General features: G+C 40.6%; 13 protein-coding genes. 12 read left to right on the top strand and 1 reads right to left on the bottom strand.

The genetic code is table 11. The features are described 5' to 3' along the window. Window positions 1–105 precede the first annotated feature (105 nt). The 10 genes from ACFX4L_RS13695 to rlmN all read left to right on the top strand — a co-directional run bounded on the left by ACFX4L_RS13695 (window position 106) and on the right by rlmN (window position 11,108). Window positions 106–1,524 carry a peptidoglycan DD-metalloendopeptidase family protein gene (locus ACFX4L_RS13695; protein ID WP_377405426.1) on the top strand — a complete coding sequence of 473 codons (1,419 nt, stop codon included), beginning with the start codon at window positions 106–108 and terminating at the stop codon, window positions 1,522–1,524. A gap of 279 nt (window positions 1,525–1,803) precedes the next feature. Further along, window positions 1,804–2,511, top strand: a complete 708-nt coding sequence (gene yycF / locus ACFX4L_RS13690) for a response regulator YycF (protein WP_034316131.1) — start codon at window positions 1,804–1,806, stop codon at window positions 2,509–2,511. 5 nt (window positions 2,512–2,516) lie between these two features. After that, window positions 2,517–4,343, top strand: a complete 1,827-nt coding sequence (gene walK, locus ACFX4L_RS13685; RefSeq protein ID WP_377405424.1) for a cell wall metabolism sensor histidine kinase WalK — start codon at window positions 2,517–2,519, stop codon at window positions 4,341–4,343. Beyond that, the gene (locus ACFX4L_RS13680) at window positions 4,340–5,674 is read left to right on the top strand and encodes a YycH family regulatory protein (RefSeq protein WP_377405422.1); all 1,335 of its coding nucleotides are present in this window, start codon (window positions 4,340–4,342) and stop codon (window positions 5,672–5,674) included. Before walK ends, ACFX4L_RS13680 begins: the two co-directional genes overlap by 4 nt. Next, the gene (locus ACFX4L_RS13675; RefSeq protein ID WP_377405420.1) at window positions 5,661–6,455 is read left to right on the top strand and encodes a two-component system regulatory protein YycI; all 795 of its coding nucleotides are present in this window, start codon (window positions 5,661–5,663) and stop codon (window positions 6,453–6,455) included. The genes ACFX4L_RS13680 and ACFX4L_RS13675 overlap by 14 nt, the downstream gene beginning before the upstream one ends. Window positions 6,456–6,461: 6 nt before the next feature. Further along, window positions 6,462–7,256 carry an MBL fold metallo-hydrolase gene (locus tag ACFX4L_RS13670; protein WP_089363707.1) on the top strand — a complete coding sequence of 265 codons (795 nt, stop codon included), beginning with the start codon at window positions 6,462–6,464 and terminating at the stop codon, window positions 7,254–7,256. A gap of 269 nt (window positions 7,257–7,525) precedes the next feature. Continuing rightward, window positions 7,526–8,737 (top strand): S1C family serine protease, encoded by a 1,212-nt coding sequence (locus ACFX4L_RS13665; protein WP_377386685.1) that lies wholly within the window; start codon window positions 7,526–7,528, stop codon window positions 8,735–8,737. A gap of 173 nt (window positions 8,738–8,910) precedes the next feature. Beyond that, a complete protein-coding gene (locus ACFX4L_RS13660) occupies window positions 8,911–9,072 on the top strand; it encodes a CxxH/CxxC protein (protein ID WP_089363709.1) in 162 nt (53 codons plus the stop codon). Between the two features lie 428 nt (window positions 9,073–9,500). After that, window positions 9,501–9,980, top strand: a complete 480-nt coding sequence (rlmH, locus tag ACFX4L_RS13655; protein ID WP_061465898.1) for a 23S rRNA (pseudouridine(1915)-N(3))-methyltransferase RlmH — start codon at window positions 9,501–9,503, stop codon at window positions 9,978–9,980. A gap of 60 nt (window positions 9,981–10,040) precedes the next feature. Continuing rightward, window positions 10,041–11,108 carry a dual-specificity RNA methyltransferase RlmN gene (gene rlmN / locus ACFX4L_RS13650; protein WP_061465897.1) on the top strand — a complete coding sequence of 356 codons (1,068 nt, stop codon included), beginning with the start codon at window positions 10,041–10,043 and terminating at the stop codon, window positions 11,106–11,108. A 76-nt stretch (window positions 11,109–11,184) separates the two neighbouring features. Here rlmN and ACFX4L_RS13645 read toward each other — a convergent pair whose 3' ends face one another. Next, complete coding sequence (locus tag ACFX4L_RS13645; protein ID WP_377382801.1) at window positions 11,185–11,517, bottom strand: heme oxygenase; 333 nt, start codon at window positions 11,515–11,517, stop codon at window positions 11,185–11,187. Between the two features lie 295 nt (window positions 11,518–11,812). On the opposite strand from ACFX4L_RS13645, the gene ACFX4L_RS13640 reads away from it, so the two are divergent. Together ACFX4L_RS13640 and ACFX4L_RS13635 are read left to right on the top strand one after the other, a co-directional pair. Beyond that, window positions 11,813–13,261, top strand: coding sequence for a DEAD/DEAH box helicase (locus ACFX4L_RS13640; RefSeq protein WP_318681576.1), 1,449 nt, complete (start codon window positions 11,813–11,815; stop codon window positions 13,259–13,261). 296 nt (window positions 13,262–13,557) lie between these two features. After that, the gene (locus ACFX4L_RS13635) at window positions 13,558–15,627 is read left to right on the top strand and encodes a catalase (RefSeq protein WP_377405419.1); all 2,070 of its coding nucleotides are present in this window, start codon (window positions 13,558–13,560) and stop codon (window positions 15,625–15,627) included. Window positions 15,628–15,679 lie beyond the last annotated feature (52 nt).

Raw genomic sequence — 15,679 nt, 5'->3', positions numbered from 1 at the left:
AGAAATCAGTCATATGCAAGTGGATATTTAAATTGGACTAATAAATCTCAAAATAAATTTGATTAGTTTCTTAATTGGTGACTGAGCCGTTAAGGAGGACAATATATGTTTAGCTCAAAAGGTAAGGGGATCATCCTGTTGATGGTTTCGGTCATTTTATTGCTTGCTGGAAATATGGCGACGGCCGCAGGGATATCGAAAACTGCCACCATTCAGCATGTTTATCTTAATGATGAGTTCGTCGGAAGTGTAACGGATGAAACGGAAATAGAGGAGATCGTAGCCGATAAGGTAAAAGCAGCACAGAGAGATTATCCAGACTATACATTCGATAGGGAGTCGCAGCTGTCATATGTACCTGAAGAGGTATTTGGTGAAGAAGTAAAAGAAGATCAGGCTGTAAAGGATATTCAAGAAAAGCTCAATGTGAAAGCAAAGGCGTATGAAATCGACATAGATAATCAGGCGGTCGCTTATGTTGCGTCAAGGGATGATGCTGAGGACGTTTTGGAAAAAATCAAGTTATTATATGTAAATGAAGAGGAATACGCTGAATATGAAACAGGTAAAAAAGGAAACGAAACGGGTGCAAAACCGTTAAAAGAACCAGGAAGTAGAATTCTGGACATCAAGTTTTCACTTCCCGTTACGTTTAAAGAATCAATGATCGATCCAGCTGAAATCAAGACCGTCGATGATACCATTTCCATGATAGAAGAAGGAAAGAAAGAAAAGACGCTTTATGAGGCTAGGGAAGATGAGGATCTTGAAGCAATTGCCAATCAGCACGATATGGACCTGGATCAACTGTTAGAGCTAAATCCAGGACAGGATGAGGGCAAAGGGCTTAAAAAGGGCGAGCATCTCTATGTGACCCAGCTTACGCCCTATGTGAACGTAATGGTGGAAAGAGAAGTATTAAAGGAAGAGAGGATTCCTTTCGAAAAGAAAGTGAAGGAGGATGACGAACTTCCCAAGGGTGAACTCATTACTGAACAAATTGGCAATGAGGGGGTTCAGGCGTTCACATATGCAGTATCTGAAACAAATGGTAAGAAAATCAGTGAAACGATCGTAAAAAAAGAAAACACGGAAAAAGCCAAAATGGAAATCACTAGAAAAGGCACGAAGGTCGTTCCTTCACAGGGGAGCGGTACATATTCATGGCCTGCAGATGGGGGCTATATTTCCAGCAAGCAGGGGCAGCGCTGGGGGAAACTTCATAAAGGTATCGATATTGCCCGGCCAACCACCAGGACCATAACGGCAGCGGATCATGGGATAATCGAAACTGCTGGAAACTCCGGAGGGTATGGAAATAAGATAACGATCAATCATAATAACGGGTATAAGACAGTATATGCCCATTTGGATTCAATAAATGTAAAAGCCGGACAAAAGATTGAGAAGGGCATGAAAATTGGCATGATGGGTTCAACAGGGCACTCCACAGGTGTCCACCTCCATTTTGAAATATATAAAAACGGTTCTCTTGTAAATCCGCTAAACTATATAAGCCAGTAATCGATGGGAGTCTTCGAAAAATATTCGAAGACTCCTTCTGCTTCACAGATAGATGAGAATAATAGGAAAAAGGTGATTTAATGCCTATAAAATGATAAAGTAGAATAGATACAATTCGCTTTCATTCCGGTGTTCAGTCCCTTTTATTGGGTATATATATATAAATTTGTTGAACTGGGATGCTAGATTGGTGCAAGCAGAAGGAAAAGTGAATAAAGTCCCGGATAAGGACACGGTTTTTAATAGATTCAGTTTAGTTATTAAAAAGGAGATAAGCACATGGATAAGAAGATTCTGGTAGTGGATGATGAAAAGCCAATTGCCGATATATTACAATTCAATCTAAAAAAGGAAGGCTATGAAGTTTTTTGTGCTTATGATGGCAATGAAGCCCTCAAAATGGTAGAAGAACGGCAACCTGATTTGATTTTACTTGATATCATGCTACCGCAGCGCGATGGGATGGAAGTTTGCAGGGAAGTAAGGAAGAAGTATGAAACGCCAATCATCATGTTAACGGCTAAGGATTCAGAGATAGATAAAGTCTTAGGTTTAGAGCTTGGTGCGGATGACTATGTCACAAAGCCATTTAGTACCCGGGAAATAATTGCCCGCGTTAAGGCGAACTTAAGACGTCAGCAAGCGGTCCCGGTCCCAGATCAAGAAAATGAACCGAAGGAAATTACGATAGGAACGCTCACCATCCATCCGGATGCCTATGTGGTATCCAAACGGGGCGATACGATTGAATTAACTCATCGCGAATTTGAATTGCTTCATTACTTAGCGAAGCATATCGGTCAGGTCATGACAAGGGAGCACTTATTACAAACCGTGTGGGGCTATGATTATTTTGGTGATGTACGGACAGTCGATGTAACGGTCAGACGTCTTCGTGAGAAGATTGAAGACAATCCAAGCCATCCTGGTTGGATTGTAACTAGAAGAGGGGTCGGTTATTACCTGCGTAACCCTGAACAGGAGTAGTTCTTATGAAAAAGGTTGGTTTTTTTCGCTCAATCCATTTTAAATTTGTTCTGATTTATGTGTTGCTCATTTTTGTAGCGATGCAGATAATCGGGGTATATTTTGTTGGGGAATTGGAAGAAAATCTTGTCGGGAACTTCACGAAATCAATAAAAGGTCACGTTAACCTGCTTACCTACAGTATTGGTGAAGAAATGGAAAAAGAGAGGGGAGAGGAAGATCCAACCCTCGAAGAAGCGATTGATATGATATTGAAAGACCGGGATAATTCTTCGAATGATATTTCGGAAGTACGTGTCATTGACACTCGCAGCAGGCGTGTGATTGCAGCCCCAAGTAACCAGGATATTGTAGGGAAGAAGACAACGGAAGTCCTTATTAAAAATACGCTGATTAATGGAAAAGAAGAAAGTGACGTATTTCGAGATCAGAAAAGCGGCAGGCGGCTCTGGGTTCTTTCGACACCCATTGAAGCAAATGGGGAGGTCATTGGCGCCGTCTATGTAATAGCAGAGATGGAGAATGTCTTTGAACAGATGGATGAAATCAATGGTATTTTCATGACGGGAACGGCCATCGCCTTGGTCATTACGGCCATCTTGGGGATCCTGCTCGCACGAACGATCACTCGACCCATGTCGGATATGAGAAAACAGGCCTTGGTGATGGCGAAAGGGAATTTCTCCAGAAAAGTAAGGGTATATGGCGATGATGAAATTGGTCAGCTTGCCGTCACTTTCAATAATTTGACTAAAAAGCTTCAAGAGTCGCAATCAAGCACAGAAGGAGAGCGCCGTAAGCTTTCATCCGTCCTCTCCAATATGACGGACGGTGTAATATCAACTGATAGGCGCGGTCGGGTGAACTTGATTAATGAACCGGCGGCACAATTATTGAATGTTTCGCGTGAAACCGTCATGAACCAACCGATCATCGAGGTTTTGGGTCTTGAAGAAGAGTTTAAATTTGAGGATTTACTGGAAGAGCGAGAGTCCGTCATCCTTGATTACAGCAAAAAAAATCGGCCTTTCATTTTGAGGGGGAACTTTTCGGTCATTCAAAAGGAAACGGGATTCGTTAATGGTTTGATTACTGTTTTGCATGATATAACAGAGCAGGAAAAAATCGAGGGCGAACGCAGGGAATTTGTTGCCAACGTATCACATGAACTGCGAACTCCGCTAACGACGATGAGAAGTTACCTGGAAGCATTGGCTGAAGGTGCTTGGAAGGACGAGGAAATCGCTCCATCCTTTTTAAGTGTGACCCAAAATGAAACGGAGCGAATGATCAGGCTTGTTAATGATCTGTTACAGCTTTCGAAAATGGATAGTAAAGATTACAGGCTTAAAACGGGCTGGGTGAATTTCAATAAATTCTATGACCATATCATCGATCGTTTTGAAATGACGAAAAATGATGACATCACGTTTAAGCGTGATTTGCCTAAGGAAGCTTATTTTGTGGATATTGATGAAGATAAAATCACCCAGGTTCTCTATAATGTAATCTCCAACTCGTTGAAGTACTCACCTGAAGGGGGTCAAGTGACTTTCCGCGTCAGGGCTTCGGATGGCTTTATCGTTGTGAGCATTACAGATCAAGGAGTGGGCATCCCGAAAAACGTCATTGATAAAATATTCGACCGCTTCTACCGTGTGGATAAAGCAAGGTCGCGGAATTTGGGCGGGACCGGGCTGGGTTTAGCGATCGCAAAAGAAATGGTCGTGGCGCATGGCGGGAAAATATGGGCGGAAAGTGTGGATGGAAAAGGAACTACGGTGTTCTTTACACTTCCTTACGAACAGGAAGAAGAGGATGATTGGTCATGAATTTTGAACGTGCAAAAAGTATCATACTGATTATTTTGGTTGGGACAAGCATTTTTTTGACTTGGAGCATTTGGACGTATGAGCCTGAATATGATAAATTTGGTGACCAATCGAATTATATAAAGATTAAAAGCGATGTCCAGATTGTTAGTGATGTAGTTAAACCAGTAAGTATCCTTTTTCATGGAAATGGGCAACATTTCCAGACTTCCGATCCGGTGGAAATAAATAAAATGGAAAAAGAATTTTCGCAATGGAGTTTTACCGGCGTAAAAGAGATATCCGTAAAAAGGCTGCAAAGGAAATTTGATGACTTTGTCCATGAAGATGGGTCGATTGAAATCGAATTTTCCGATGATGTGCCCATCTCCCTCTATAAAACGGTATTGAATATTACGGATAAGGACGTGCCTAGCTTTTCATTTGATCGGATCATCATTAAACAAAAGGATATCAGCGGTAATGAATCTGCCGTTTATTTTGTTTCTTACGATCGAGAGAAGATCTATCAAGGTATGGTCGACTCTAAAAGACTAAGAGATTTCATGGATGATTTTTATACGGGTTCTTACAGTAAGCACCCTGAATACACGGCCGAAACCATAAACAGCAAAAGGACGTTGTTCGTTCCGGAAAAATCCATAGAGGTCAACAGACTTCAATATTATATCGACAATTTGGATATTGGAAACCTAAAAAATGCGTTATTTAATGATCCGAAGTATGTACGCCAAGAGCCCGTTTCGACCGGTGAGGAATACACGGATGGAACAAGACTGATGACGATCAATAAAGAGAATTACCTAATTTCTTATATCAATCCGGCACAAAAGAGCAAGCTATTTGACAGCAGTTCCGATGACCTTCTGCAAAAGAGCATTGATTTCATCAATGATCATGCTGGTTGGGAAGATAATAATTATCGCTTTGCTTATATGTCGGAGAATGAGCAACGAGTGGTATTCCGCTTATTCGTAAATGGTTATCCGGCCTTCAATGAATCCGGAATGACTGAAATCGAGCAAATTTGGGGGAAAGAAGAAATATATAGCTACGAGCGCCCGTACTTTTCACTTGCCTCAGTCCTCCCTTCAGAAAAATCGGTAGTGACTTTACCAAGTGGTAGAGAAGTCTTGAATCAGTTGAAATCGAAAGATAATATCGACTTTAAGAGCGTGGAGGACATCTCGATTGGCTATCAACTGAATAAATCCCTGGATTCCAAACTTGTCACACTAGTTACACTTGAACCCACTTGGTATTATCGTATCGGCGATAAATGGTTTATTGTGCCTGGAGATACGGGAGGCGATCAAAGTGGATTGGAATAATACAAAGTCAATTTTCATCATGGTCTTTTTCATTTTGAATATTTTTCTTCTTTATCAATTCCTGGAAAAGATTAATGACTACCAAATAGAAAATTTCACGGAGTCTTCAATAGATGAACTCTTGAAAGAAGATGAGATTTCAATAGAAACCCCACTTCCGAAACAAAAGTTGGATCAATTCCTGATTGCCCAAAGCAAGACTTTCGAGAAGAAAGATATACAGGACCTGAAAAATCAAAAAGCAAAAATCATCGATGATAAGAAGCTCGTAGGTACATTCAAAACACCGGTTAGCATGAAAGCGGAAATTCATGCTGCGGACCTTGATATATTCCTGAAGGAGTATATATTAAATGGAGCTGACTATCACTTTTGGAGCTATGATAAAATCAATCAAACCATCATCTGCTATCAAGTGGCAGATAAAAAGATGTTTTATAACAATAGTAAGGGGAAGGTCACTTTATATCTGAACAAAAAGGGTGAAATCGTCTCCTATGAACAGATGTATTTAGAGGGGATTAAAAAATTCAATAAACCCAAGGAATTAATACCTGCTTTATCTGCTATAGGAGCATTATATGATAATGGTGATATTGATCCCAAAAGCAAAGTCACGAATGTAAAACTAGGTTTTTATAATTCGCTGCAGACGACATCTGTATCACATTTACTTGTGCCAACATGGTGGGTGGTGCTTAATGACAAAACGGATCTCTTCGTGAATGCTATTGATGGAGAGGTCATTGAATTAAATACAGAAGAAAAAATACTGGAGTGAGTATAGATGACTATGCATTTTAGTGTTCTCGCAAGCGGGAGTACAGGAAATGCCTTATTCGTGGAAACGGAGGATCAATCTTTCCTTGTCGATGCCGGCTTAAGCGGTAAGGCTTTGGAAGCATTGTTTCAGGATATAGGCCGTGATATGTCAAAGTTATCCGGTATCCTTGTTACCCATGAACACAGCGACCATATTAAAGGTCTGGGCGTGGTTGCCAGAAAACATAAACTCCCGATCTATGCGAATGCAAAGACATGGAATGCCATGGAACGATCAATCGGTGAAATTGCAACCGAACAAAAATTCACATTTGAAATGGAACAGGTCAAAACGTTCGGCAGTCTTAATATAGAATCTTTTGGTGTTTCTCATGATGCGGCAGAGCCGATGTTTTACGCCTTTCATCATGAAGACAAAAAACTAGTGGTCATCACTGATACAGGGTATGTAAGTGATCGGATGAAAGGAATCATCTCGAATGCCGATGCATATGTATTCGAAAGTAACCATGATGTGTCCATGTTGAGGATGGGAAAATATCCATGGAGCATTAAGCGCCGGATTTTAAGTGATGTTGGTCATGTTTGTAATGAAGATGCAGCCCTTGCAATGAGTGAAGTGGCCGGTGATAAGACCAAGCGGATTTATTTGGCTCACTTAAGCCTTGATAACAATATGAAGGATCTAGCAAGAATGTCGGTAGAACAGACCTTAAAAACAAAGGGGATCATCGTTGGTGATCAATTCTCCTTATATGATACTGATCCGAAAAGACCAACGGAACTTGTTACGTTATAAATAAAAGGAATGGATGAGGGATACCTTGTTCATTCCTTTTTATTTTTAAAATTTCGATTCATAAGTTACTATTCGGATTAAAAGGGGTATCATTTGGTTAGAACTGTATAGGAAAAAGAAAATGGCTGAACCTGGTCAATTTTAAATTTCCCTTTAAATAAAAGCATACATTTTTTTAGAAAATTTTCGGTAAATGAGTATAATTGAGGGAGGATACCAAACAATAGAATTGCTATAATTCATTCCTAAAATGAGAGGATGGAACGGTCTTGGGTTATTATGATCAGAATGATGAGAACCAAAATAAACGGAAAAAGAGCAATACGAGCTATTTTTTAGCTGGCTTGGGAGGCGCCATCATTGGGGCTTTACTTATTTTATTATTTTTTCCGGGAAGTGGACTGTTAAATAACGAAACTACAACGGAAAAATCAACGGGGAGTGAGCCCACTAAGCAGTCCCAGGAAAACCTTACTGTAGATGTAACAAGTGCCGTCACCAATGCTGTAGATAAGGCCAGCGACGCAGTGGTCGGCATCTCTAACATTCAGAAAACGAACTTCTGGGATCAAGGGGGCAACGCCGAGGACAGTTCAGCCGAAGCTGGCACTGGTTCTGGTGTCGTCTATAAAAAAGACGGGGGCAAGGCCTATATTGTCACGAATAACCACGTCATTGAAGGCGCTAATGAATTGGAAGTGACATTAAGTGATGGCACTAAATTGCCAGCTAAACTACAAGGTAGTGACCCATGGACCGATTTAGCGGTCATTGTCGTGAATGGTGATAAAATCAAAACCATTGCTGAATTCGGAAAATCCAGCAAATTGAAACCAGGTGAGCCCGTGATTGCCATCGGTAACCCATTAGGCCTCCAATTCTCCGGATCAGTCACACAAGGGATCATCTCCGGTTTGGAGCGTACGATAGACGTGGATATCAATGAGGACGGACAAGTCGATTGGAATGCAGAGGTCATCCAGACCGATGCGGCGATTAACCCAGGCAACAGCGGAGGAGCACTCGTTAATATGTCAGGGCAGGTCATCGGAATAAATTCCATGAAGATAGCAGAAAATGCGGTGGAAGGAATCGGTCTTTCCATTCCAATTGATTCAGTTATTCCAATTATTAATGATATTGAGGAATTTGGTGAAGTGAAACGTGCATACTTGGGTGTGAACTTAACATCCGTAAAGGAAATTTCCCAATACCATCAGAAAAATACATTAAAGTTGCCAAGGAAAGTTACTGCGGGTGTTGCAATAACAGGCGTTCAAAGCAACTCTCCTGCATCTAGAGCAGGATTGAAGGAATTTGACGTCATTGTGGGAATGGATAATGAAAAAATCCATGACGTCGTGGAATTAAGGAAATACCTTTACATTGATAAGAAAATCGGTGATAAAGTTAAAATCATTTATTACCGTGACGGAAAGAAAGAAACTACGGAAGTCAAGCTTTCAAGCAGCGAAATCTAAAACGGAAAGGACAGGGGGCAGTCATTGCTTCCTGTCTTTTATCTTTCCTTGTGATTTTCTTATTTTTTGTTACGATTACCTGTGGATATATACTGAAATTAGAGATTTCACGTAACTTGTGGATAATTGGGAATAAGTACTTGGAGTAATGAGTGAGAAAGGAGGAATGAAAGATGAAATTATATTGCTGTCAGGAACACGTGGACATGGCGCTGGATGAAGTGGTATACGAATGTGAAACATATCCTGTGTTAACGCTGGTTTCTGAAGAAAAACAGTTATCAACAACCTGTGAATATTGTCGAAACGTGGCAATATATCTAGTAGGGAACTAATATTCCCATACAAGATGTGGATAGATTTTGTGGATATGTGGATAACTATTGTGGATAACATGTTTGTAACCTGTTCTTAACATTTTCCGAAGAATGAACTGGAGGGTAGAATTATTGTTGATAAAAGCATTTTTGTATACACTATAATGGCCATTTAGGAAAGTGGACCCTTGGGAAAATCAATCATAATCCTTATCGAAGCTGAACATAGGACCATCCACATTTTCACGATGAACATTAAAAATAAATGAAGGTTACCGTTGCCGCTTTCAGGGGCAGCGGTTTTTACTTTAAGGGCCATGGAACCCCCCATTAAAAATTGGCAAGGATATGCTTGTTTTGCTTATAGGTCACTCTAAGGTATGATATAAGATAGGCAAAAATCCAACAACTGAAAGTAAAAACATAATGAAAGTTAGAGGATATATATGAAAATAACGATTATTACTGTTGGCAAGCTAAAGGAAAAATACTTAAAGCAAGGAATTGCTGAATATACAAAAAGGTTAAGTGCCTATGCTAATATAGAACTTGTTGAAGTACCGGATGAAAAAGCTCCAGAGAACCTGAGTGCTGCGGACATGGATATCGTAAAGCAAAAGGAAGGTGAACGTATCCTGGCCAAAGTCAGCCCGGACACCTACGTAATAACGCTTGAAATCAATGGAAAACAGCTTACTTCCGAGCAGCTGGCCACTCAAATCGATCAGCTCGCCACTTATGGAAAGAGCAAAATTGCCTTTATTATTGGCGGGTCTCTTGGGCTTAGCACTGAGGTGGTTTCAAGAAGTGATTATGCCCTTTCCTTCTCTAAAATGACCTTTCCGCATCAATTAATGAAACTAGTTCTATTGGAGCAAATATATCGGGCTTTTCGGATAAATAGAAATGAACCATATCATAAATGAAAGAGTTAATTCCGGGGAATTTAAAAATTAAAACTTAATGAAATGAAAAGAGGGTAACGAATGAATAAAGAGTCCATTTATGGTTTAACATTCGAACAATTGACAGCATGGCTTTTGGACCATGGCCATAAAAAATTCAGAGCTTCCCAAGTCTGGGAGTGGCTTTATAGAACACGTGTGACGAGTTTCTCTGAAATGACGGATGTTAATAAAGAGTGCATAAAATTACTTGAAGAGCACTTTGTCATCCAGACTTTGACTGAGCACGTTAAGCAAGAATCAGCAGATGGTACGATCAAGTTCTTGTTTAAATTACAGGATGGAAACCTTATCGAAACGGTTATGATGAGACATAAATACGGTATTTCGGTTTGTGTCACCACCCAAGTGGGCTGCAATATTGGCTGCAGTTTCTGTGCCAGTGGATTATTGGCCAAAAGCCGTGATTTATCCAGCGGGGAAATAGTGGAACAAATCATGAACGTTCAATTGCATCTAGATAAATTGGAACAAGAGGATGTTGTAAGCCATGTTGTTGTAATGGGTATTGGTGAGCCGTTCGATAACTTTGAAAATATGATAGACTTTTTGAAGGTGCTCATGGACCATAAGGGTCTTGCTATCGCTGCTAGGCGGATCACTGTTTCGACGAGCGGTCTTGCCAACAAGATTTATGAATTCACCGATACTAAATTACAGGTGAATCTGGCCATCTCATTACATGCGCCGAATAATGAACTTAGGACACGAATCATGAAAATAAACCGAGGTATTCCGATAGAAAAATTAATGAAGTCTCTTGATTATTATTTAGAGAAAACGAATAGAAGAATTACGATTGAATATATCCTATTGAAAGATGTCAATGACCATCAAGAAGAAGCCGAGCAACTCGCCGACCTTCTTGATGACAAAAAACATCGGCTCTATGTCAACCTGATTCCATATAATCCTGTAGATGAGCATAGTCAATACCAAAGAAGTGAAAAAGAGTCGGTTCTCTCGTTCTATGATACGCTGAAAAAGAGAGGCGTAAATTGTAAAATCCGCCAAGAACATGGAACGGATATTGATGCAGCTTGCGGACAGCTAAGAAGCAAACAAATCAAGAAAGCTGAAGCCCAATAACTTACCAAGTGGGACCAAGCCATAAACCCCATTAAAAGAGGCCGCATATTTCGCGGCCTCTCAGGGTGTGATTTTATTATTTAGCTATTTCTTTTACCGAGGCGACTTCATACGTAGTTAGCTCGCTGCCTAGAATTGGAGATTCTTTTTTAGCTTCACCGGAACTTGGTTCAGGCCGTTTATGTGCAGCTTTGAATGCATCGCTATTTCTCCAAGCGGTAAAGGCATCAAGGTTTTCCCAGTACATGTTAACGCTTAGTTCATCGTGATCCGATAAGTTCTGCGTTAATAATACTTCAACTTTTACGAAGCCTTCCGTAGTATCAAGTGGACCTGGAGCAGTGAATCCTGGGGCCATGACTGCCCCCATACCTTTTTTGACTCTGATTCTATTCGTTACGATTATCATAAATCAGCACTCCTTTTGGATATCGGCTTTTAATCTACCCTGTTTCCGCTTTAATATCATACATATTTTAGCATATTGAAAGAAGCAGGGTCCATTTTGATTAATCAAGATCATTGAATCCGGAATGACCAACCTTTTTAATGATGATGAAGTTTCATTATATTGAAATAAGTCAATTGAATTTGGTTATTACAAGGTTTATCGTTTCATATCGCGTATAATAGAACCTTGTATAAGGAAATTATGATTACGGAAACAATAATGTAAGATACTAAATAACAAAAGAGGCTGTTATATGAATGAATTGAATTTTACTGATTATACATTAAGTGATGAAATTGTAAGGGCATTAGAAAGCTTGGGTTACCAACGTCCAACCGAAGTACAGCGCGAAGTGATTCCAGTGGCATTGAAAAGGCAGGATCTTGTCGTAAAATCCCAAACAGGCAGTGGCAAGACCGCTGCATTCGGCATACCGATATGCGAAATGGTCGATTGGGAGGAGAATAAGCCTCAGGCGCTTATTTTAACACCGACACGTGAGCTTGCTGTACAGGTAAAAGAGGATATTACGAATATAGGCAGATTTAAACGGATAAAGGCAACGGCGGTTTATGGAAAACATCCATTCGCTTTGCAAAAAGCGGAATTGAAACAAAAGAGCCATGTAGTCGTTGGAACCCCGGGGCGTGTTCTGGATCATATCGAGAAAGGGACATTCGTCCTGGAACGCTTAACTCATTTAGTAATTGATGAAGCGGATGAAATGCTGAATATGGGCTTCATTGAACAAGTGGAGGCCATCATTAAAGAGCTTCCGAAAGAAAGAGTAACCATGCTGTTCTCCGCTACGTTACCTGAGAGCATAAAAAAGCTTTGTAAGCAGTATATGAAAGATCCTTTGGATATTGAAATCAAGGCTAAGGGGTTAACGACCGAAAAAATTGAACATGCTCTTATTGAAGTGAGAGAGGATGATAAGTTTTCCCTGCTTAGAGATGTCACAATCACGGAAAACCCCGATAGCTGCATCATTTTCTGTCGGACGAAAGATAGGGTCGACCAAGTATGTGAAATGCTAATGGATCAGGAATATCCTTGTGATATGATTCACGGCGGCATGCTTCAGGAAGATCGTCTTGCAGTGATGAATGAATTCAGAAGAGGTGAATTCCGCTATTTGGTTGCGACAGATGTTGCTGCACGCGGAATTGACATCGACAATATAACCCATGTGATTAACTATGACCTGCCATTGGAAAAGGAAAGTTACGTACATCGAACTGGAAGAACGGGCCGTGCAGGTAAAAAAGGAAAAGCCATTACTTTTGTGACGCCGTACGAAGACAAATTCCTTACTGAGATTCAAGGATATATCGGTTTTGAAATCCCTAAGATGCCCGTTCCATCAAAAGAGGATGTCTCCAATAAAAAAATGGATTTCGAAGCAAAACTGGAAGCTCGTCCAAAGATAAAAAAAGATAAAAGTGAAAAATTGAATAAACAAATCATGAAGCTGTATTTTAATGGCGGAAAGAAAAAGAAAATCAGGGCTGTTGATTTTGTCGGAACTATCGCAAAGATTGATGGAGTGAATGCTGAGGATATCGGGATCATTACGATTCAGGATAATGTTTCTTATGTGGAAATATTGAATGAAAAGGGACCGCTTGTCTTGAAAGTGATGAAAAATACGAAAGTAAAAGGGAAACTTTTGAAGGTTTCAGAGGCCTTTAAGAACTAAAGGTGCCGAATAAAAAAGAAGCGGGAAGATGAAAATCTGTCTTTCCGCTTCTTTTTTTATTTGTATTTTAATATAATGAAAAATTGACCTTAAGAATATTACGTTACGTCCCCAGTGATTCAAAACTGGGGATTTTTTGTTTTTTGAAGACGGGAAGGATCTTTTTCTGAATTCTGTTTAGCCGTCAAATGAGAGTGGTATATGAGGAAGGATTACACAATTGTTTCAAATTTTAAAGTAAGTACATACAACACGAATTAAACTGAATTTCTAAGACATGGAGGGGAATGAAAAGGATGAAAAAAGAAAATGAAAACGGAAGAATCAATGAACAAAGTAAGCAAAGACAGTTGGAACAATATCGAGTGGACGATAACGGGAAAAAGATGACGACTAACCAAGGTTTGCGCATTTCAGAGGATGAACATTCTTTGAAAGCGGGAACCCGTGGTCCAACTTTGATGGAGGACTTTCATTTCCGTGAAAAAATGACTCACTTTGACCATGAGCGTATTCCTGAACGGATTGTCCATGCGCGTGGTTCCGGAGCACATGGATATTTTCAGGTATATGAGCCGATGGCCGAATATACAAAGGCAAAGTTCCTTCAAGACCCTTCAGTCAAGACACCAGTATTTGTTCGTTACTCCACGGTAGCAGGTTCACGCGGATCGGCAGACTCGGTTCGTGATGTCAGGGGATTCTCTACAAAGTTTTATACCGAGGAAGGAAACTATGATCTGGTCGGAAATAATATTCCGGTATTCTTTATCCAGGATGCCATTAAGTTCCCGGATTTAATTCATGCGGTTAAACCGGAGCCTCATAATGAAATACCTCAGGCCGCGTCTGCCCATGATACCTTTTGGGACTTCGTTGCCAACAATGAAGAAACGGCACATATGATCATGTGGCATCTTTCTGATAGGGCCATACCAAGAAGTTTCCGGATGATGGAAGGGTTTGGGGTCCACACTTTCCGTTTTGTGAATGAAGAAGGTGTGGCCCATTTCGTTAAATTCCATTGGAAGCCTGTACTGGGAGTTAAATCCCTTGTCTGGGATGAGGCGCAGAAAATTGCAGGGAAAAATCCTGATTTTCACCGTCAAGATCTGTGGGAAGCAATAGATACTGGAAATTATCCTGAATTTGAATTCGGCGTGCAAATGATTAAGGAAGAAGATGAATTCAAATTCGACTTTGATATCCTTGATCCTACTAAACTATGGCCGGAAGAACAAATCCCGGTGAAAATAATCGGGAAAATGGTTTTGAATCAAAATACAGATAACTTTTTTGCAGAGACGGAACAGATAGCTTTCCATCCGGGGCATGTTGTACCGGGTATAGATTTTTCAAATGATCCGCTGCTTCAGGGACGTTTGTTCTCATACACCGATACCCAGCTATCCCGATTAGGAGGCCCAAACTTTCATGAGCTTCCGATTAATAGGACGGTTGCCCCCGTTCATAATAATCAACGCGATGGTATGCACCGAATGTCAATAAATCCCGGACCGGTCAGCTACCACAAAAATTCCCTTGCAGGTAACTCTCCAGAACCTGCTTCAGAAGAGGAAGGCGGCTATGCACATTATCAGGAAAAAGTCGATGGCAGGAAGGTCCGTCAACGCAGTGAAAGCTTCAAGGATCATTACAGCCAAGCTAAACTATTCTGGAATAGCATGACGGAAGTGGAGAAAGAGCATATTATTCAGGCTTTCCACTTTGAAGTGGGAAAAGTGAAAAGTAAGGACGTTCAGCAGCAAATTGTCGAGATGTTCAGCAATGTTGATGTCGAACTGGCAAAAACAATCGCTTTTGGAGTGGGAGTTAATCCTCCAACAAACAAGAGTGAAGTCAAAATGGATTTAGCTTCTCCGGCTTTAAGCCAGGAGCAAATGAAAGTGAACACGGCCGTTTCAAGAAAAGTGGCCATCTTGGCTGCAGATGGTTTCAACGGGTCAGAGGTTAATCAAGTCTTGGAATCATTTAAATCAGCAGGTATAACTACTGAAATCATCAGTCTTAATCGTGGAGTGATTACAAGTTCTGAAGGACAGCAGGCCGAGGTGAATCAGACATTCCTGACAGCCGATTCGGTACTTTTCGATGCTGTATATGTGGCAGGAGGCCAGGAGAGTGTCGATGCTTTAAAGGCATCCAAGGAACCAATTTACTTTGTTGATGAAGCCTACAATCATTTCAAAGCGATTGGTGCAGGAAAAGAAGGAGCCGAGATCTTATCGAAGGCAGGCATCGTTTCCAATGATCCAGCCTCAGGCATTGTAGCTGTTACGGATAATAATAGTGGTACTGCCTTTATCGAGGCAATTGCCAAGCACCGTCACTGGAGTCGCGCTTAATATTGGATGAAAAACCCCCAGACATGAAGTCGGGGGGTTTTTCAATAAAGTC

The organism is Peribacillus sp. YIM B13482, from assembly GCF_042787975.1.
Lineage (GTDB): Bacteria > Bacillota > Bacilli > Bacillales > DSM-1321 > Peribacillus > Peribacillus simplex_A.
The sequence above is the reverse complement of the archived record's forward strand: the minus strand, read 5'-3'. Positions and strand labels throughout refer to the sequence as shown.

What these genes read in the sequence shown, in the direction of transcription:
- rlmH (WP_061465898.1), top strand. Translation starts at nt 9,501, where the DNA reads ATGAAAATAACGATTATTACTGTTGGCAAGCTAAAGGAAAAATACTTA.
- ACFX4L_RS13640 (WP_318681576.1), top strand. Translation starts at nt 11,813, where the DNA reads ATGAATGAATTGAATTTTACTGATTATACATTAAGTGATGAAATTGTA.
- ACFX4L_RS13670 (WP_089363707.1), top strand. Translation starts at nt 6,462, where the DNA reads ATGACTATGCATTTTAGTGTTCTCGCAAGCGGGAGTACAGGAAATGCC.
- rlmN (WP_061465897.1), top strand. Translation starts at nt 10,041, where the DNA reads ATGAATAAAGAGTCCATTTATGGTTTAACATTCGAACAATTGACAGCA.
- ACFX4L_RS13660 (WP_089363709.1), top strand. Translation starts at nt 8,911, where the DNA reads ATGAAATTATATTGCTGTCAGGAACACGTGGACATGGCGCTGGATGAA.
- ACFX4L_RS13680 (WP_377405422.1), top strand. Translation starts at nt 4,340, where the DNA reads ATGAATTTTGAACGTGCAAAAAGTATCATACTGATTATTTTGGTTGGG.
- ACFX4L_RS13695 (WP_377405426.1), top strand. Translation starts at nt 106, where the DNA reads ATGTTTAGCTCAAAAGGTAAGGGGATCATCCTGTTGATGGTTTCGGTC.
- walK (WP_377405424.1), top strand. Translation starts at nt 2,517, where the DNA reads ATGAAAAAGGTTGGTTTTTTTCGCTCAATCCATTTTAAATTTGTTCTG.
- ACFX4L_RS13645 (WP_377382801.1), bottom strand. Translation starts at nt 11,517, where the DNA reads ATGATAATCGTAACGAATAGAATCAGAGTCAAAAAAGGTATGGGGGCA.
- yycF (WP_034316131.1), top strand. Translation starts at nt 1,804, where the DNA reads ATGGATAAGAAGATTCTGGTAGTGGATGATGAAAAGCCAATTGCCGAT.
- ACFX4L_RS13635 (WP_377405419.1), top strand. Translation starts at nt 13,558, where the DNA reads ATGAAAAAAGAAAATGAAAACGGAAGAATCAATGAACAAAGTAAGCAA.